A 17804-nucleotide genomic window follows, 5' to 3' on the forward strand; every position below is an offset into this window, starting at 1 on the left:
ATCATGCGGCCGGTGGAAGCGACCCCGGTCCGTGGGTGCGTGCCGCCGCGGGCCGCGTCAGGTGGCGGGGGCATCGTCGTCGGCCGCGCGGGCGAGGCCGGCGGGATCGGCGGGCAGCGATGCGGGGGTGGCGTCCGGCCCGAGCCCGGCCACCACGGTGCGCAACCTGGCCCCCGTCGCCCGCGCCATGTGCGGATCGAGACCCGCGGCCTCGAGCATGCGCGCGACGCCGTCGAGCTCGTGGGCGCGACGCTCGCCGTGGCGGACCGTGCGTCCCATCAGGTAGCCCGCGAACTCGTTCCACTGCTCGCCGGGCAGCGTCGTCCCGAGCGAGGCGAGGACCCGCTCCGCCTCGCCGTACCGCTCGGCGACGATCGCCGACTCCCAGAACAGGGACTCGAGACCCTTGACGACGAGGCTGCGGGCGAGCTTCACGACGGACGCCGCGCCCACCACGTCCGACAGCACGTCGACCTCGCCCCCGAGCTGGGCCCACCAGCTCGCCGCCCGCTCGGCCCCCGGACCGCTCATCAGAACCGGCACGCGGTGCCCGGGGCCCGGCACCCCAGCCATGAGCGCGCCGTCGACGAACTCGGCGCCGCTGGGACCGAGCAGTTCGGCGACGCGCTCCATCTGGGCGGGCTCGGTGGAGTTGAGATCGGCGTAGACCTGGCCGGCCCCGAGGTGCGGCGCCGCGTCCTGCGCAACCCGGACGGCGACGTCCGAGGTGACCAGCGAGCACACGAGGTCGCGATCGGACAGGAGCTCGGCGGTGCCGTCGGCCAGCTCCACGCCGGCCGCGTCCGCGCGGGCGGTGACGGCGTCGGCGCGGTCCGGATCCTGGAGCGCGAGGTCGTAGGCGCGCACGGATGCGCCCGCGGCCGCGAACCCGGCCGCGATCGCCGCGCCCGCCTCGCCGAGGCCGAGGAAGCCGACGCGTGGCGTGGTCACGGCCGCCCTCCCGCCAGCGGCAGCGCCGTGACGTCCGCGACGCCGGCCACCTCCCAGAGCGTCGCGAGGGCCGTTCGGGCCGCGTCGGCACCGATCACGGGCTCGGTCAGCTCGAGGAACTTGTCGCCGAGCTCGACGTCGGTGAGCGGGGACTCCGGGTCGCCCCGCCGGCTGGTGCGTTCGACCATCTCCTGCCTCCCGTCGGTGGTGGTGATCGTCACTCGCGCGCCGCGACGCCCGGGGAACGCGGCGTCGAGATCGGCATCGGTGCGCAGTCGGATGCGGTCCGTCAGCCGGGCGATCCGCTCGTCGGTGAGGCGGTCGGGCTCGAACGCCCGCAGGCGGACCGAGCCGCCCTCGAGCGCGGACGCCACGCAGAACGGGATCGAGAACTGCGCCTCGAAGGGCGTCGTCGGGTGCGGGTTGCCGGCGACCTCGATGGCCGCCCCGTAGGTCGCGACCTCGACCTCGGCCACGTCGTCGGCGCGCACACCGACCCGCTCGCGCAACTCCAGCGCGCCGTCGATCGGCGCGAACGCATGCCCGCAGGCGGTGTGGTTCTTGAACGTGATCGCCTCGATGTTCGCGCGTTCGCCGAGATCGGCGAGCGCAGCGTCCCAGTCGACGTCGGCGCTCATCGCCGCACCGAACCCGCGCGGTCCGGCGAGCAGGCCCGGCGCGCCCGTGAGGCCCTCGCGTGCGCCGAGCGCCGCGAGCGTGCCGGCGTCGGCCGCGTGGCCGGCGTGCAAGGGCTTGCTCATGGCGTCGGAGCGGAAGGCCTGCTGCAGACCCGCAGCCAGGGTCGTGGCGTGCGCGAGCGCGTGCTCGGCCTGCGTCGCATCGGCACCGGCGAGGCGCGCGACTGCGGCCGCGGCCCCGAGGGTGCCCACGGTGCCGGTGGTGTGCCAGAAGCGGTAGTGCGCCGGTTGCACGGCCGCCGCCACGCGTGTCGACACCTCGACGCCGGTGGTGACGGCGTCGAGCAGCGCCGCGCCGTCGGCGTGGTCGCGCTGGGCGACGGCGAGGGCCGCCGCGATCGTCGGCGCGCCGGGGTGGTAGACGCCGTCGCGGAAGATGTCGTCGACCTCGGCGGTGTGCGCGGCGGTCGCGTTGACGAGCGCCGCGGCCCGCGTGCCCGCGGGAGCGCCGTCCGGGACGAGCCGGGCCGATCCGGTGCGCTCGTCGGCGAGGGCGGCTCGCAGCGCGCGGGCGGGGGGCCGGTCACCGCCCACGGCTGCGGCGGCGAACCAATCCACCACTGCTCGGGTCGCGTGGTGGGCGACGTCGGGACGCGGCCGGCTCGTGGTGGCGACGTAATCGCCGAGGCGCCCCTCGACGGTGCGGTCCTCGGCCATCGCCACTCCGTCCGTCGTCGCCGGTTCACCCGGTCCGGCCCGGGGGTTGGTTCACCCGGTCCGGCCCGGGGGTTGCGCCAGCGCGCGCCCTGTCATTTCTTGGCGTGGGCCGCGTCATTTCTTGGCGTGGGCCGCAGCCTGGTCGCCGGCGATGCGGCCCACCACCGCGCCCCGGGTCAGCCCCGCTCCGGCCGGGTAGTTGTGGTAGAAGAACCCACCGGTCAGCTCGCCGGTCGCGTAGAGCCCGTGCATGGGCCGCCCCGCGGTGTCGATCACCCGGGCCTGCTCGTCGATGCGAACGCCGCCGTAGGTGAACGTGATGCCGCACGTCACCCGGTAGGCGACGTACGGGGGCTGGTCGAGGGGCACCGCCCAGTTCGACTTCACCGGCTGGCCCTGCGGCTCGGCACGCAGCCCGTCCTTCGAGAACGGGTCGAATCCGCCGTCCTTGGTCGCCGCGTTGAACTCCTCCACGGTCTGCTCGAGCGCATGGACGGGGATCCCGAGCTTGCCGGCGAGCTCGGCCAGCGTGTCCGCTTCCACCGGTGTGCCGGTCTCGTAACGCGGCTCGAGCAGGTGCACGGTCTTCTGGTCGAAGATCTGGGCGGCGAGCGCCTGCGGTTGCCGGCGGATCGCGCCGCCGGTCTTGGCGTACGTGAGCCAGACCTCGTCCTCGCCCTCGTCGACGAACCGCTGCCCCTCGATGTTCACCAGGAGGCTGTAGGGGTACGAGTAGCGGCTCATCTTGTCGGTCAGCGACAGGTCGCCGACCTTCGGCGCGTCGGCGTCCAGCGGGCTCGCGTGGCAGCCGCCCCAGTGGCCCTCCGGTTGCGCCCCGGCGTCCAGTGCCTTCTGCAGCATCGTGCCGGTGTTGAACCGGGTGCCGCGCACCTTCACGAGGTCCCAGCCCGAGCCGAGGTAGCGCTCGCGCATCTCCGGGTTGGCCTCGAACCCTCCGGCGGCCAGCACGACCGTGCCGTGGAGATCGATGTCGCGGTCGATCCCGCGCACGCGGACGCCGGTGACCGTGTTTCCCTGGGTGAGCAGGTCGTCGGCCGGCGACTCGTACCAGACCTCGATGCCGGCGCGCTCGACTGCCTCGAAGAGGTTGGTCATGAGCCCCACGCCCTCGTCCACGACGCGGAGCGCGCCGCCGGCGGGCAGCACGTAGGTCTCGTCCGGGTCGATCTTGTCGGGGTCGACGAGCTTGCCGACCGTGAGCTCCCAGCGGACGCCGCGGTCGCGCATCCACTCGACCGTCTCGTAGGAGCGGCTGATGAGCAGGTCGAGGAGCTGCGGGTCGGCGCGCCCGCCCGAGGTGGCCTGCGCGTCGGCGTAGTACTCCTCCGCCGGATAGGGGCCGACCTCGACCTGGTCCACCCAGTGGGCGAACTCCGGGTCGAGCAGGGGCCGCAGCGACTCCGGTCCATCGTGGGCGATGCGGAAGATCGCGCCCGCGAAGCGGCTGTTGCCGCCGCGTTCCTCCTTCGGCGCCGCCTCCAGCACGAGCACGCGCGCCCCCGCCTCGTGCGCGGAGAGCGCGGCGACGAGCGCGGCGTTGCCCGCTCCCACCACGATGACGTCGTAGTCGTCGTTGGCCACGTGATCCCCATCCCTCTCCCGGAGTCTCGCGGGCGCCGACGCGCCCCGCGGCGGGCGTTCCGTGCGCCGCCCGTGGACACTAAGGGTACCGAATAAAATCGTGGTGCGCGAGGCGTTCTAGGAGCGGCGCAACGCCTCGCGGGTGCGGCGGTGCCCCGAGAGGGCCCGCTCGACGAACACGTCCGCGCTGCCGCGGTAGGAGAGCGGATCCAGGGCCGTTGCGAGCGCCTCGTCGGGGAGGTGGGCGGTGACCCGGGTGTCCTCGGCGGCGGCATCCGCCAGGTGCGCACCGGCGGCGACGGCCCGCTCGCTCAACTCCGAGACGATGTGGTGGGCCTCCTCGGCGCCGAGCGCGGGGGTGAGGGCGCGGGCGAGAGACTCGGCCATCGGCAGGCCGCCCGCGGCGTCGATCGTCGCCCGCATGCGGTCGGCGCGGACGTCGAGCCCGGCGAGGGTCGCCCGGATGCCGGCGACGGCGCTGCCGGTGACCTCGAAGAGCGCCGGTACGGTCGTCCACTCCGTCTGCCAGCTGCCCACCGACCGCTCGTGCTCGATCGTCATCCCGCCGAGCAGCGTCGTGACGTGCCCGTGGGCGAGCCGCTGGGACGCGAGGGTGGCGAGCGTCTCGGTCGGGTTGCGCTTGTGCGGCATCGCCGACGACCGGCCCTTGCCGCCCGCCGCGTCCTCGACGGCCTCGGCGACCTCGTTCTGCATGAGCAGCACGACGTCGTAGCCGATCTTGGCCATCGCCCCCGCGGTCACGGCGAGCGCGCTGCCCACGGTGGCGACCCGCGACCGATCGCTGTGCCACGGCAGGTCGGGGACCGGCAGGTCGAGCTCCTCGCCGAGCAGTTCGGCGACGCGCGGTCCGTCCTCGCCGAGCGACGCGAGCGTCCCGGCCGCGCCGCCGAACTGCAGCGCGAGCTCGCGGTCGACCAGGTCCGCGAGGCGGCGGGCCTGCCCGTCCGCCGCGGCCAGCCACTGCGCGGCCTTGAGTCCGAACGTGATCGGGATCGCCTGCTGCATGAGCGTGCGGCCGATCATCGGCGTGGCGGCGTGCCGGCTCGCGAGTTCGGCGCACGCGTCGCCGATCGCGAGGAGGTCGTCGATGAGCACGCCGAGCGCCTCGCGGGCCTGCAGCACCATCACCGTGTCGACGAGGTCCTGGCTCGTCGCGCCGAGGTGCACGTAGCGGCGGGCCTCGTCGTCCACCCGCTCGCGCAGCGCGGCGATCACGGGGACGGTGATGACACCCGAGACGCGCGCTTGCTCGGACAGGCCGGTGAGGTCGAGATCCCGGGGGTCCTCGGCGGCGGAGGCGATGCGCTCGGCGACCTCGGGAGGGACCAGTCCGGCCCGCGACTCGGCGCGCGCGAGCGCGGCCTCGAACGCGAACATGCGTCGCACACGCTCGGGTCCCTCGAAGATCCGCCGCATCTCGGGGGTCGTGTGCAGGGCTTGGGGGACGTCGTGCAGGCCCGCGCCCCAGTCGTGCTCGCGGTCGGTCATCTCTGCCCTCCTCCAGCCGTCACCGGTGTGCGGTTGTCGCCGCGCCGTGCTCGCGTGCGATCTGTTCGCGCACCAGCTCGGCGTACGACGCGGGCTCGGGTCGGTGCACCCGCGCGCGGGCCTGTCCGACACCGGCGACCTCGCCCGCGACGGTGTCGCCGTCAGCCAGTGCCACGGCGCCCGGCGTGCCGGTGGCGACCACGTCGCCCGGCTCCAACGGGAAGACGTGGCTCACGAAGCTGAGGATGTCGGCCGGGGAGAACGCCATGTCGGAGATCGGGGCCGAACGGTGCGGCGCGCCGTTGTGGTGGGTCGTCACGGCGAGGTCGGCCAGTGACCCGTCGGCGATCGCCTCGTCGAGCGTGACGAGGTCCCGACCCAGGACGAGGAACCCCGCGTAGTTCTTCGAACGAGTGAGGAAGCGCACGTTGACCTGCAGCTGGTCCTCGGCGGTCTGGTCCAGCACGGCGCAGACCCCGGCGAGGTGGCCGAGCGCTTCCTCGGGGGAGGCCCGAAAGCAGGGCCGCCCCACGACGAGCGCGAGCTCCCCCTCGGCAGTGGTGTTCGCGCTCTCGGGCGGGAGGTGGATCGTCGAGCCCGTCGACACCGCCGTGCGGGCGAGCTTGGTGAAGAAGCCCGGCGCCGGTGGCGTCGCAGCGCCGATCTCGGCCGCGTGGCTCTGGTAGTTGAGCCCCACGCCGGCGATCGCCCCGGGCACGAACGGTCGGCCCCACGCCTCCTCGTCGGCCGGTGGCTCGAGCCGCTCGGCGGACTCCTCGATCGCGACCGTGAGCGCCTCCCGGCTCACTGGGTCGGCGAGCGCGCCGAGAACGCCCGCCTCCCCGGCGACGAGGTCGGCGGGGAGGGCGCGCAGCGGCACGATCGTCCCGGCGTGGTGCAGGACGGCCAGTTCGCCGGCCTCCTCGCGGATCACGGACAGGCGCATGACGGCCTCCTTGGATCGACGTGGCTCGTGTCCGGGCGGGGTGGTGCTCGGTGAGGCACACGCAGCCGCCCGAGTGGCGTCCCGCGCTGGGACCTGGGCGGGATCGTGCTCACTCATGCACAGGAAGCTGCCCGGGCGGCTCATGGCAGCAGCTGCAACAACAGCGGCAGCGACCCGATCACGAGCAGCAGCCGCACGGTGTGGAACAGGGCGACCTGCACGACCCCGTCGCCACGGTCGATCGCGGCCGCGCTCACGGCCTCGAGGGCCCCGGGGGAGGTCGCGAGCACGTCCCCCGGCGGGGCGTGGCCGATCGCCCGCAGCAGGAACGCCACCCCGACCCCCGCGAGGAGCATCAGCACCGCGGCGAGCACGGCGGGACCCGTGGCCTGGCCGAGCGCCACGAGCGTGTCGGGCGTGATGAGCGTCCCGATCATGCAGCCGAGACCGACCTGGGCCGCAGTCCGCACGAGCTTCGGGGTCTGCGCGGTGGAGCGGAACGTCGCGGTCACGATCGCCGCGCCCACCGTCGTCCCGAAGATCAACGCCCCGTCGAGGTCGGCGAGTAGTGCCAGTTGCCCACCCGCGATCGCGCCCACCGCGATGGCCCCGAGCCGGACCGCCTCCGACCGGCGATCGCCCGTCCGGCCCCCGAGTTGAGGGGCGAAGGCGTCCGGATCGTCGGTCGGTCCGCCGGTGCGCGCCGGCGCGGGCGGCAGCAGCCGCAGCACCAGCGGCAGGGTGAGCAGGATGAGCACGATGCGGGTGACGTGGAACAGGGCCACGGTCGGCGCCCCGGCGTTCTGCTCCGCGGCGGCGCCCGCGAGCACCGACAGGGCCCCGGGGGAGGTGGCGAGCACGTCGCCCTCGGGTGCCATCCCGAGTGCTCGCAGCAGGAGGGCGATGAGCAGGCCGGCGAGGATCAGCAGCGCACCCGAGGCCACCGCCGGGAGCAGGGCCGGTCGCAGCGCCCGCAGCATCTCGCGCGTGACCTGGGAGCCGATCATCACGCCGACCGCGGTGAGCACGACGGTGCGGAAGGCCTCGGGCAGCTCGATCCCGCCGACCCAGAGGCTCGCCGCGGCGGCACCGACCATCGCGCCGACGATCATCCCGCCGGGCAGCCGTAGCAGCCGCGCGACGACACCGCCGGCGAGGGCGGCGGCGACGCACAGGACGATCAGCATTGCCCGCCCCGGGACGCGCGGGGGTCACGACGTCCCCTCACGGCATGTGGTCGACCATCTCGAGGTCGACGGCCGCGTCGAGCCAGCTCGTGTCCAGCTCCCCTGCCCGCGCCTGGGCGATGGAGCGCTCCTCCTTGGCCAGCTGGGCCTGCGCGCCGGCGAAGATGTCGTCGATACGGTCCGGGCGGGCCACGACCACACCGTCGGGGTCCCCGACGATGAAGTCGCCTTGGCGCACGGCCGTCCCACCGACCGAGATCGGGCCGCGCAGCTCTCCGGGCCCGCTCTTGTACGGACCGAGTGGGCTCGCGCCGCGGGCGTAGACGGGGAGGCTGCCGCGGGCGATGTCCGCGACGTCGCGGACGACCCCATCGGCGACGATGCCGGCCGCGCCCTGCGACGCCGCGTGCAGGCAGACGATCTCGCCGGCGATGGCGCGATCGGTGGCGCCGCCGCCGTCGATCACCAGGACGTCGCCGGGCTCGATCAGGTCGATCGCCTTGTAGATGGCGAGGTTGTCGCCCGGGCGGGTCCGCACCGTGAAGGCGGGGCCGGCGAGGATCCCGAGCTCCGGGCCCGTGATCGGGTGTAGCCCGTGCATCGCGCCGGCGCGCTCGAGCTGGTCCGAGACGATCGTCGTCGGGAGCTCTCGCAATCGGGAGACGACGCTCTCGTCGGGGCGTGGGGTGGCGGGGTGGATGCGGCAACGGTTCACGATCGCCTCCGAGGCCTGACTTGGGTAGGGTGCCGAGTGATAGTGGGCCCAAATGGTTCGGGGCGCAAACTATCTGATCTGACTCGCCCGACGCCCGCCCCATCGTGCGTGATACCCGGGCGGGCACGGCGACCTGGTCGGAAGGTTGCCGCGGTGGAGGAGGCACGCGTTGATCGCTGTCCACGAACGTACCGATCGCCGGGATCCGCGCGGTGGCTGAGCCCTCCGCGCCCGGAGGAGGCGGTGCCTGGCTCCTGGCCTACACGGTGACGACACCCGACTGTGCGGCGTCGAGCTCGATGGGCTATCGGGCGCCGCTGGACGAGGCCGCGCCCCGGCTCGCCGAGCTCGGGTACGACGGGGTGGAGGCGTGGGTGCGCGACGCTCGCGAGGTGGACCGGGAGGCGCTGCAGCGCACGCTCGACCGATCCCGGCTGAGACTGGCGGCGGTGGGTACCGGACCGATCGCCGCGGAGGACGGGCTGACGCTCGCCGACGTCGCCGTGCCGGAGCGTCGGGAGGAGGCGATCGCGCGCATCGAGGCCGCGATCGAGCTCGCGGCCGAGCACGACGCGCTGGTCACGATCGGGCGGGTGCGCGGGAGCCCGGGAGTCGAGGAACCCGAGCGGCGCCGGGCCGTCGTGGAGGCGCTGGACCGGATCGACGCCGCCGCGGCCCGCGCCGGGGTGCGGGTCGTGCTGGAGCCGCAGAGCCGGTTGGTCGGGCCGTACCTGCGCACGGTCGCCGAGGTGGTCGAGGTGATCGACGACGCGGGCTGGCAGCGGATCGGGGTGATGCCCGACACGTTCCACATGGGCCTGGAGGAGCGGTCGATGGTCGCCGGGCTTCTGGCCGCGGGGACGCGCCTGTGGCACGTCCAGCTGGGGGACACCGACCGTTCGCCCCTGGGACTCGGTGCGCTCGACACCGGCCTGGTGGCGGACGCGCTCGATGGCGTCGGTTACCGCGGCTGGCTCACCATGGAGCACGACCAGCGGGGCGACTCGTTCGACGCGGCCCGCCGTTCGGCTCGCGCGGCCGCCGCGATGCGCGACCGCGTCGGACGGTAGACGAGCCCTGCGGCTCGTCCCAGCGCGTCGGTTCACCGCCCGGCCGCGGCCTCGCGCTGATAGTGCGGGACGAGCGTCTCGCCGATGCGGCGGATGTTGCCCAGGGCCTCCTCCTGGGGCATGCCCGGCCACTGCGCGCGCACCAGGAACGTCGTCGCGCCGAGCTCCTCGCGGTAGCGGTCGATCTCGGCGATGCACTCCTCCGGACTGCCGAGCACGAACCGGTCCCGGACGAGCTCCTCGGCCTCGTCGGCCCACTCGTCGTCGGCCGGCAGCGCCTTGTGCTGGCCCCACTGCCGGTAGTAGGTCTGGTATTTCGGGAGCAGCCACGGCGCGGCCTCGCGCATCGCCGTGGGGCGGTCGTCCGAGACGAAGATCTCCCGGCGGATCGGCATCTCGGAGGGGAAGGGCTTCCCGAGTTCCTCCAGAGCCGGGCGGTACACCTCGTTGATCTGGCGCGCCAGCGCGTCGAGGCGCCCGTGAGGGTTGATGAGCCAGGCCTCGGCCCGCTCCGCAGCCCGGCGGAGGGCCTTGTCGCTGTTGGCGCCCATCCAGAGCGGGGGGCGCGGCTGCTGGATCGTGTCGAGCCCCATGCGCACCTCGTCGAGCTTGGTGTGGGGCGCGTCGAGCGAGACCGTCTCACCCTCTAGCAGGGAGACCGCCGTGTCGACGTTCGACACGAACCGCTTCGTTCGCTCCCCCTTGGGCACGTTGAACGCGTCGAACTCGACGTCGCGGTAGCCGAGCGCGACGCTCATGACGAACCGCCCGCGGGTGATCGCGTCCAGGGTGGCGACGTCCTCGGCGAGCTGGACCGGGTTGGTGAGCCCCGCCAGGAAGACGCAACTCGCGATCCGCATGTCCCCGGCATCCGCCGCGATCCGCGCGAGCAGCGGCACCGGCTGGAACAGCTGCAGCGGCTCGGAGAGGTAGTGGTGACCGCTGGCGATGAGATCGAAGCCGAGGTCGCGGGCCACCTGCACCTGCTCGGTGAGCTCGGCGAAACGCTCGTCCATGGGGTCGCCGGCGGGGTGTTGGTTGCACAGCATGAGGCCGAACTTGACCGTCATCGCGGGATCCTCTCGTCCGTTGGTCGGGTCACAGCGGGGTGTCGGGTCGGGTTGGTCGTCGGTACCAGCGGGGTGTCGGGTCGGATCGGTCGTCGGGTCACAGCGGGGCGTCGGGTGAGGTCGGGGCGTTCGGGTCGCTGAGGTGGGCGAGGTCGTCGAGGTGGGCGAGCAGCGTGTCGACGTCCTCCTCGGCGTTGAACAGGTGGACGCTGGCCCGCAGGGCGCCCCGGCGCAGAGCGAGCTTGACGCCCCGCTCCTCGAGGGCCGCGTGCAGCTGCTCGGCGCGGGGGTGGTCGAACACGACGATGCCCGCGTGCGCTGTGGGCCGGGTCGGGGTCACGACCTCGATGCCGCGATCGGTCAACCCGTCCATGAGCCGCCGCGCGAGCGCGAGGACGTGGTCGGCGATGGCGGGCTGGCCCACCTCCTCGAGCAGGCTCAGCGCGGCGTCGAGGGTGAAGACCCCGGCGAAGTTCGGGTTGCCGACCTCGAAGCGCGCCGCGCCGTCGGCCAGCCGGTAGTCGAGGCCTAGATCGGCCTCGTGGCCCTCACCCCAATCCACGCCCATCCGTGTCAGGAACGGCGGGCGGAGTTGCTCGATGCGCTCGGAACGGCACCACATGAGGCCGAGGCCGTAGGCTCCGAGGAGCATCTTCTGGGTCGCGGCGACGAGGCCGTCGACGCCCGCGGCCCGGGGGTCCATCGGCAGGGCGCCGAGCTCCTGCACGCCGTCGACGAGCAGGAACACGTCCCGGTCGCGGCACAGCGTGCCGCAGGCATCCAGGTCCGCCCGCGCACCGGTCACGAACGAGACCGACGAGAGTGCGAGCACGCGTGTGCGGGCGTCGACCGCCGCGGCGACCCGGTCGAGCGAGAGCTCCCCGCCGACCGCTTCGACCATGCGGACCTCGAGGCCCCGGTCGCGCAGGTGCAGCCACGGGTAGAGGTTGTTCGCGTGCTCGATCTCGGGGCACACGACGACGTTGTCGCCGGGGCCGAGTCCGAGCGCGTGCGCGAGTTGGTTGATCCCGTCGGACGTGCTCTTGGTGAAGGCGACCTCCTGCGGGTCGGCGTGCAGCAGCCGGGCCGTGCGGGCCCGGACCCGCTCGACCCGGTCGAGCCACTCGCCCTTGGGGACCCCCTCGGCCTGGTAGGTCGCGATGTAGTCGCCGAGCTCGGCCGCGACGCGGTCGGGCATCGGTGCGCGCGAGGCGACGTCGAGGTAGGTCCATTGCCGCGTGGCGGGGAACTCGGCGCGGGCTGTGGCCGGCGACCCGCGCGCGGCCCCGCGACTCACGGCTGGCCCTCCTTGCCCGCGGCTCACGGTCGTCCCTTGCCCGCGGCGGGCGGACGCGCCGGATCGCGCGCCGGTGGGGCGCGGTCCGGCGAGGCTCGGTGCACCACGCCGGCGCGGTCGAGGGCGGCGACCGCGAGCGCGTCGAGCGGGTCGATCGTCGGCACCCCCAGGTCGTGCGTGTCGTCCGTGTCGGAGCCGGCCAGCAGGACCGAAAACTCCGTACAGCCGAGCACGAGGCTCGCCGCGCCACGCGCGACGAGGTGTTCGGCGGCCTCCCGCGCGGGCGGCAGGGCCGAGGCGAGGTCGCCGGCCTTGACCCGCTCGATGGCGGTCATCGCGAGCTCCTGCGCGTGCGGTTCAGGGGTCAGGGCGCCGAGACCGTGGCGCGCGAACGCCTGCTGGTACAACCCCAGCGCCGTGGTCGCCGACGTGGCCAGCACGCCGACCGGAGCGTGCTCGGCCGGCACGATCGCTGCGGTCTCCTGCAACATGTGCACCAGCGGTAACCCCGCCGCGGACGCGATCTCCTCGGCATAGACGTGCGCTGTGTTGCAGGGCATGATCAGCAGATCGGCCCCGGCCCGCTCCAGGGTCCGAGCGCTGTCGAGCAGGAACGGCAGCGGGTCCGCGCCGTCGTGGAGCAGCGCCTCGGTGCGGTCGGGGACCTTCGCGTTCGAGTCGATGATCACGCGCGGGTGGCCCTGGTCGCGGGCCGCGGGCACCGCGTCGATGAGCCGCCGGTAGAGCTCCAGGGTCGCCATCGGCCCCATCCCGCCGAGCACCCCGATGACGCGCTCGTCGTGCGCCGCTGTCATCATCGCATCCCCGATGTCGCCGCCACGCTGGCCCGTGGCTCGTAGACTCGTTCCAGAATACTAAGGGGACCAAATAGAATCCCGCGACGCAAGGAGTGCCATGACCGCCCCCGCTGCCGACCGGATCATCGAGCTCGCCGACGTGCGCGGCGCCGCCGCGCGGCTGGAGGGGATCGCCCACCGCACGCGTGTGGTCACGTCCCGCACCCTCGACGAGCTCACCGGCGCCTCGCTGTTCCTGAAGGCCGAGTGCGACCAGCGGGGCGGTGCCTTCAAGTTCCGCGGCGCCTACAACAAGGTCGCGAGCCTCGACGAAGCCGCGCGTGCCCGGGGGGTCGCCGCGTTCTCGTCCGGCAACCACGCCCAGGCGGTGGCGCTGGCCGCCGCGCTGCACGACACGCGGGCGACGATCGTGATGCCCGAGGACACCCCCCAGGCCAAGCTCGACGCGACCCGCGGGTACGGCGCGGAGGTGGTCTTCTACGACCGCTACACCGAGGACCGCGAGGAGGTGGGCCGCCGACTCGCCGCCGACCACGGCCTCACCTTGGTCCCGCCCTACGAGGATCACGAGATCATGGCCGGGCAGGGCACCGTCGCGCTGGAGCTCATCGAGGAGGTGGGCGACCTCGACGTGCTGCTCGTCTGCGTCGGCGGGGGAGGCCTCATCGCGGGGTGCTCCACCGCGGCGAAGGGGCTGTTGCCCGAGGTGGCTGTCCACGGCGTCGAACCGTCGGTGCGCGACATCACCAAGCGGTCGCTCGCGGCCGGGGAGCGGATCCGTGTACCGGTGCCCCGCACGATCGCGGACGGGCAGCAGGGCGACATCCCGGGCGCGATGACGTTCGAGGTCAACCGCCGGCGCGTCGACGACGTCCTGCTCGTCACCGACGAGGAGATCATCGACACGATGGCGCTCTTGTTCGAACGGCTGAAGGTCGTGACCGAGCCGAGCGGCGCGTCCGCGCTCGCCGCCGCGCTCGCCGGCAGGCTCGACCTGCGCGGCCTGCGGGTGGGGGTGACGCTGTCGGGGGGCAACGTCGGCATCGATCGGTTCGGCGAACTGATGGCGCGCCGCGGCGACGGCCTCCCGCGGATCTGAGGCCATCGCGGCTACGCGCCGCGCACCAGCGACGGCCTCCCCCGGATCTGAGGCCATCGCGGCTACGCGCCGCGCACCATCGGATAGCTGCCGCCGGCCACGTAGAGCGTCTGGCCCGTCATGTAGCTCGACATCTCCGACACCAGGAACAACGCGACCGAGGCGACCTCGTCGGGTCCCCCGAGGCGCGCCATCGGGATCCGCGAGATCCGGCGCTGGTAGAAGTCGTCGAGGTCGGGATACCACTCCGGCGTGTGCCGTTCGGTGTCGATGACCCCGGGCACGATGCAGTTCACGGTCACGCCCTGCTCGGCGGACTCGGCCGCGAGGGCGATCGTGAGCCCCATCACGCCCCCCTTCGAGGCGGCGACGTGCGCCCGGTGCGGCTTCCCCCAGATAGCGGTGAGGCCCCCCACGTTGATGATCCGGCCCCACCCGCGCTCCTTCATGCCCGGGAGCAGTAGCTGACCGAACAGGAACGGCGCCCGCAGGTTGAGGGCCATGACGTGGTCCCACTCGTCGACGGTGAGCTCCTCGATGGCGCCGTGGGGCCGGATCGCCGCGCTGTTGACGAGGATGTCGACCGGTCCGAGGGCTGTCTCGACCTCGTCGCAGGCGCGCGTGACCTCCTGCGGGTCCGCGATGTCGGCCAGGACCCCGGCCGCGCGGCCGCCGCGCGTCTCGATGCCCGCCACGGTCGCGTCACGGGCCTCGGCGTCGGACTGCCCGACCACGCCGACCGCCGCGCCGCAACTCGCGAACAGCTCGGCCATCTGTCGTCCGATGTTGCGGGTACCCCCGGTGACGAGCGCGACCCGGCCGGACAGGTCGAGCAGGTCGCTGGGGTTCGGGGGCGGGGTGTGCGGGGCCGGCTCGCTCATGGTCTGGCTCCTTGCGGTTCGCTCGCGCGGTGGGCGCCGGACGGCGATCGGGTCCGCGAGCCCGCCTCGTCGACGGCGGGCTACGTTGCTACGGTCAGCCCTCGGGTTTCCACCCCGAGGCGCTCGGCCACACGCGTGAGGTGCGCCAGCGTGTGGCTTCCCACCGGGATGCCGTCCCGGTGGTAGTGCTCGGCCCGCCGGTGTTCCAACTCGCCGGGGTAGAGGATCTCGTCGTGGCCCTGTGCCAGCGGGGTCTGCTTGAGGTACGCGACGAAGTCGTCGACGTCGCGTTCGAAGGCTCCCTGATCGCGGAAGGCGTCGACCGCGAAGGCGGCGATGAACACGCCGTCGTTGTGGATGCCGTCGGGATCGGTCCCGAACCCGATGCCGGTGAGCAGCCCCGACAGCACCTCGATCATGAAGGAGAGCCCGAAGCCCTTGTACGCCTGGTCGGCGCCGAGCGGCAGGAGCGCCCCGCCCTCGTCGTAGGCGCCGGGATCGGTGGTGGGTCGCCCGTCGGCGTCGACGAGCCACCCCTCGGGCACGGTGTCCCCCCGGTCGCGGGCCACCGTGAGTTTCCCCTTGGCCGCGGTGGCGGTCGCCATGTCCAGCACGATGGGGCCGTGGCTGCCCGACGGCACGGCGATCGACAGCGGGTTGGTGCCCAGCCGTCGGCCGCGACCGCCGTACGGCGCGACCGACTTCGGCGCCCGGCCCGAGTCGGCCGTCACCAGCCCGATAAGTCCTCGCTGGGCGGCGCGCGAGCTGTAGGCACCGAGGCGCCCGATGTGGCCCTGCTGGCGCACCGTCACCGCCGCGACGCCGTGGCGCTCGGCCTTGTCGCCCGCCAGGTCGACGGCCTGCTGAGTGGCGACGAAGCCGAGGGCCCAGTGCGCGTCGATCACCGCGCTGTTCGGCCGGTCGTCGACGAGCTCGATCTCCGCGTCGGGGACGAGGTGGCCGCGCTCGATGAGCGCGACGTAGTCGGCGGTCTTCATCACCCCGTGCGACGCGTGGCCGGCAAGGTCGGCCTCGACCTGGGCGTTCGCGACGACCTCGGCGGCATCGGGCGGCACGCCGACCGCCACGTACACCTCGCGCAGCACGCCGGCGAGCGCGTCGGCGGACAGGTAGGGCATGCGGTCCTCTCGTGGCTCGGGTAGGGCGAGAGCAGGCGGCCGGTCGCGCCTAGCCGCCGAGGTCCACCTCTCGCACGAAGCGGCGCTCGTGCTCGTCGTAGGAGGGGTAGTCGACGAGCTCGTACAGCTCCTCGCGGGTCTTCATGCGGTCGAGGATGTCCGCTTGCGTGCCGTGCGCGCGCAGGTGACTGAGCGCGTCGTCGACGGCCTTCAGCATCGAGCGGAACGCCAGCATCGGGAAGATCACGACGTCGTAGCCGATGGCCTCGAACTCGCTGGCCGAGAGGTAGGGGGTCCTACCGAACTCGGTCATGTTGGCGAGCAACGGGGCCCCGATCCCGGCCTCCGCGAACGTGCGGAAGTCGGCCTCGGTCGTGAGGGCCTCCGAGAAGATCACGTCCGCACCCGCGGCCGCGTATGCACGGCAGCGCTCGACCGAGGCCTCGACACCCTCGACCGCGGCGGCGTCGCTGCGGGCGATCACGACGAAGTCGTCGTCCCGGCGGGCCTCGCAGGCCGCGCGAATCTTGCCGACCATCTCGCCGGTGTCGACGATCTCCTTGCCCTCGAGGTGCCCGCAACGCTTGGGGGTCACCTGGTCCTCGAGGTGGATCCCGGCGACGCCGGCCTGCTCGAACTCGCGGACGGTGCGCATCACATTGACGGCGTTGCCGTAGCCGGTGTCGGCATCGCAGAAGACCGGCACCGAGACCCCCTGCGCGATCCGCCGCGCGTTGTCGACGATCTCCGTCATGGTCCCGAGGCTGATGTCGGGCAGGCCGAGCTGCGCGTTCACCGTGCCGGCTCCCGTCACGTAGACCGCGTCGAAGCCGTGCGCCTCGATCGCTCGTGCGGTGATCGCGTCGTAGGCGCCGGGCGCGACGAGGATGCCGTCGGAGGCGATGCGTTCGCGCAGCACGCGGCCGGGGCTCGGCGGGGGGCTCATTCGCGGACCTCCTGCGCTGCGGGGGTGGCGTTCGTGGCGTCGGGGACGGGCAGGCGGTAGTAGACCTCGCCGGCCATCAGCCGCCGGGCGGTGCGGGTCACGGCGACGGAGGTCACGTGCGGGCCGGCGGGATCCACGTCGGGGTGGGCGTCGGCGACGCCCTTGGGGTGGCCGACGCGCACGGTGCGCGCCTCGGCCGGCCGGCAGACCTCGTGGACGATCGTGTCCGGGACGTGCGCGGCGGCGGCGGTGCACAGCAGGGCGGTCATCGGGTACGCGTGGTGCAGCTTCTGTACCGACAGGGCGCGCACGAGGACGTCGATGTCGTCGCGGGCGATCGGCTCATCGCTCACGGTGCGGTAGGAGGCCGGGGGCGCGACGAGTGCCAACAACGGCAGCTGCGCCGACGTGCGCGCGGCCTCGTCGGGGTGCTCCGCCAGCCCGAGGCGGACCGCGGCGCTGCCGCGAACGCGCTCGAGGCGCGCGACGAGCTCGGGCCGGGCGTTGACGTCCGCCGGCAGCTCGTCGCCGCGCAGGCCGACGTCCGCAGCGCGCACGAACACGACCGGGTTGCCGACGTCGACGATCGAGGCATCGACCGGTCCTGCGTCGGTATCGAGCCGGTCGAGGGCCGCTCCGGTCGGCAGGAGAGTCCCGAACACCGAGCCGGCCGGCTCGAGGTACTCGTTCGTGATGCACGCCCCCGGGCGCGGGACCCCGGCGATCCGGTGCTCGCCCTGGACGGCGGCACGGCCGTCGCGCACGGGCACGCGCGCGCGGACCCGGACCCCGGTGTTCGTGTTGTGCAGCACGACCGGTGTGACGGGCTCCTGCGCGTGGACGAGCCCTTCGTCGATCGCGTAGGCGCCCACCGCCGACGTCAGGTTCCCGCAATTGCCCCGGTAGTCCACGGCGGCGTGCTCGATGGAGGCCTGGGCGAAGAGGTAGTCCACGTCGCAACCGGGCTCCGTGCTGGGCGCGACCGCCATGAGCTTACTGGTGGAGGAGATGCCGCCACCCAGCCCGTCGATCTGCATGGGGTCCGGGCTGCCGAGCAGCTCGAGGACGAGCGCGTCTCGCTCGGGCCCGGCGGGCGGCAGGTCCGGCGCGCGGACGAACACGCCCTTGCTGGTCCCCCCGCGCATGAAGACCGCGGGGATCGAGGCCTGCGGCATCTGCGGTCCTGCCTTTCTCGCGGCTGCGGTTGACAGCGGGCGCA

Annotated in this window: 16 protein-coding genes; 2 read left to right on the plus strand and 14 right to left on the minus strand. The window is 73.5% G+C overall.

Going from position 1 to position 17804, the window contains the following annotated elements:
* Positions 1–57: 57 nt before the first annotated feature.
* The 7 genes from ER308_RS13615 to ER308_RS13645 all read right to left on the minus strand — a co-directional run bounded on the left by ER308_RS13615 (position 58) and on the right by ER308_RS13645 (position 8265).
* The gene (locus ER308_RS13615; RefSeq protein WP_131155494.1) at positions 58–951 is read right to left on the minus strand and encodes an NAD(P)-dependent oxidoreductase; all 894 of its coding nucleotides are present in this window, start codon (positions 949–951) and stop codon (positions 58–60) included.
* Positions 948–2306 (minus strand): MmgE/PrpD family protein, encoded by a 1359-nt coding sequence (locus ER308_RS13620; RefSeq protein WP_131155495.1) that lies wholly within the window; start codon positions 2304–2306, stop codon positions 948–950. The genes ER308_RS13615 and ER308_RS13620 overlap by 4 nt, the downstream gene beginning before the upstream one ends.
* Before the next feature lie 114 nt (positions 2307–2420).
* Complete coding sequence (tcuA, locus tag ER308_RS13625) at positions 2421–3908, minus strand: FAD-dependent tricarballylate dehydrogenase TcuA (RefSeq protein WP_165492079.1); 1488 nt, start codon at positions 3906–3908, stop codon at positions 2421–2423.
* 117 nt (positions 3909–4025) lie between these two features.
* Entirely contained in the window at positions 4026–5417 is a 1392-nt protein-coding gene (gene pcaB / locus ER308_RS13630; protein WP_131155497.1) for a 3-carboxy-cis,cis-muconate cycloisomerase, read from the minus strand.
* A 19-nt stretch (positions 5418–5436) separates the two neighbouring features.
* A complete protein-coding gene (locus tag ER308_RS13635; protein ID WP_165492080.1) occupies positions 5437–6363 on the minus strand; it encodes a fumarylacetoacetate hydrolase family protein in 927 nt (308 codons plus the stop codon).
* 140 nt (positions 6364–6503) lie between these two features.
* Entirely contained in the window at positions 6504–7550 is a 1047-nt protein-coding gene (locus tag ER308_RS13640) for an AbrB family transcriptional regulator (RefSeq protein ID WP_131155499.1), read from the minus strand.
* A gap of 37 nt (positions 7551–7587) precedes the next feature.
* Complete coding sequence (locus ER308_RS13645; protein WP_165492081.1) at positions 7588–8265, minus strand: RraA family protein; 678 nt, start codon at positions 8263–8265, stop codon at positions 7588–7590.
* Positions 8266–8477: 212 nt separating this feature from the next.
* Here ER308_RS13645 and ER308_RS13650 point away from each other — a divergent pair, with 212 nt between their 5' ends.
* Positions 8478–9335 (plus strand): sugar phosphate isomerase/epimerase family protein, encoded by an 858-nt coding sequence (locus tag ER308_RS13650; RefSeq protein WP_131155501.1) that lies wholly within the window; start codon positions 8478–8480, stop codon positions 9333–9335.
* Between the two features lie 32 nt (positions 9336–9367).
* On the opposite strand, the gene ER308_RS13655 is transcribed toward ER308_RS13650, so the two are convergent.
* The 3 genes from ER308_RS13655 to cuyB form a co-directional block, all read right to left on the minus strand.
* A complete protein-coding gene (locus ER308_RS13655) occupies positions 9368–10405 on the minus strand; it encodes an LLM class flavin-dependent oxidoreductase (protein WP_131155502.1) in 1038 nt (345 codons plus the stop codon).
* Positions 10406–10502: 97 nt separating this feature from the next.
* A complete protein-coding gene (locus ER308_RS13660) occupies positions 10503–11702 on the minus strand; it encodes an aminotransferase class V-fold PLP-dependent enzyme (RefSeq protein WP_131155503.1) in 1200 nt (399 codons plus the stop codon).
* Positions 11703–11725: 23 nt separating this feature from the next.
* Complete coding sequence (gene cuyB, locus ER308_RS13665) at positions 11726–12517, minus strand: cysteate racemase (RefSeq protein WP_131155504.1); 792 nt, start codon at positions 12515–12517, stop codon at positions 11726–11728.
* A 100-nt stretch (positions 12518–12617) separates the two neighbouring features.
* On the opposite strand from cuyB, the gene ER308_RS13670 reads away from it, so the two are divergent.
* Positions 12618–13619, plus strand: a complete 1002-nt coding sequence (locus ER308_RS13670; protein ID WP_205745616.1) for a pyridoxal-phosphate dependent enzyme — start codon at positions 12618–12620, stop codon at positions 13617–13619.
* Between the two features lie 62 nt (positions 13620–13681).
* Here the strand turns inward: ER308_RS13670 and ER308_RS13675 are convergent, their stop codons facing one another.
* The 4 genes from ER308_RS13675 to ER308_RS13690 form a co-directional block, all read right to left on the minus strand.
* Complete coding sequence (locus ER308_RS13675; RefSeq protein WP_131155505.1) at positions 13682–14500, minus strand: SDR family NAD(P)-dependent oxidoreductase; 819 nt, start codon at positions 14498–14500, stop codon at positions 13682–13684.
* Between the two features lie 80 nt (positions 14501–14580).
* Positions 14581–15639 carry an Ldh family oxidoreductase gene (locus tag ER308_RS13680; RefSeq protein ID WP_131155506.1) on the minus strand — a complete coding sequence of 353 codons (1059 nt, stop codon included), beginning with the start codon at positions 15637–15639 and terminating at the stop codon, positions 14581–14583.
* 49 nt (positions 15640–15688) lie between these two features.
* Positions 15689–16585 carry a methylisocitrate lyase gene (gene prpB / locus ER308_RS13685; protein WP_131155507.1) on the minus strand — a complete coding sequence of 299 codons (897 nt, stop codon included), beginning with the start codon at positions 16583–16585 and terminating at the stop codon, positions 15689–15691.
* Positions 16582–17760, minus strand: coding sequence for a 2-methylaconitate cis-trans isomerase PrpF family protein (locus tag ER308_RS13690; RefSeq protein WP_131155508.1), 1179 nt, complete (start codon positions 17758–17760; stop codon positions 16582–16584). Before ER308_RS13690 ends, prpB begins: the two co-directional genes overlap by 4 nt.
* Between the last annotated feature and the right edge of the window lie 44 nt (positions 17761–17804).

It is taken from the genome of Egibacter rhizosphaerae (assembly GCF_004322855.1).
Classification (GTDB): domain Bacteria; phylum Actinomycetota; class Nitriliruptoria; order Euzebyales; family Egibacteraceae; genus Egibacter; species Egibacter rhizosphaerae.

What these genes read in the sequence shown, in the direction of transcription:
- ER308_RS13620 (WP_131155495.1), bottom strand. Translation starts at nt 2,306, where the DNA reads ATGGCCGAGGACCGCACCGTCGAGGGGCGCCTCGGCGATTACGTCGCC.
- pcaB (WP_131155497.1), bottom strand. Translation starts at nt 5,417, where the DNA reads ATGACCGACCGCGAGCACGACTGGGGCGCGGGCCTGCACGACGTCCCC.
- ER308_RS13635 (WP_165492080.1), bottom strand. Translation starts at nt 6,363, where the DNA reads ATGCGCCTGTCCGTGATCCGCGAGGAGGCCGGCGAACTGGCCGTCCTG.
- ER308_RS13640 (WP_131155499.1), bottom strand. Translation starts at nt 7,550, where the DNA reads ATGCTGATCGTCCTGTGCGTCGCCGCCGCCCTCGCCGGCGGTGTCGTC.
- ER308_RS13655 (WP_131155502.1), bottom strand. Translation starts at nt 10,405, where the DNA reads ATGACGGTCAAGTTCGGCCTCATGCTGTGCAACCAACACCCCGCCGGC.
- cuyB (WP_131155504.1), bottom strand. Translation starts at nt 12,517, where the DNA reads ATGACAGCGGCGCACGACGAGCGCGTCATCGGGGTGCTCGGCGGGATG.
- ER308_RS13670 (WP_205745616.1), top strand. Translation starts at nt 12,618, where the DNA reads ATGACCGCCCCCGCTGCCGACCGGATCATCGAGCTCGCCGACGTGCGC.
- ER308_RS13675 (WP_131155505.1), bottom strand. Translation starts at nt 14,500, where the DNA reads ATGAGCGAGCCGGCCCCGCACACCCCGCCCCCGAACCCCAGCGACCTG.
- ER308_RS13680 (WP_131155506.1), bottom strand. Translation starts at nt 15,639, where the DNA reads ATGCCCTACCTGTCCGCCGACGCGCTCGCCGGCGTGCTGCGCGAGGTG.
- prpB (WP_131155507.1), bottom strand. Translation starts at nt 16,585, where the DNA reads ATGAGCCCCCCGCCGAGCCCCGGCCGCGTGCTGCGCGAACGCATCGCC.
- ER308_RS13690 (WP_131155508.1), bottom strand. Translation starts at nt 17,760, where the DNA reads ATGCCGCAGGCCTCGATCCCCGCGGTCTTCATGCGCGGGGGGACCAGC.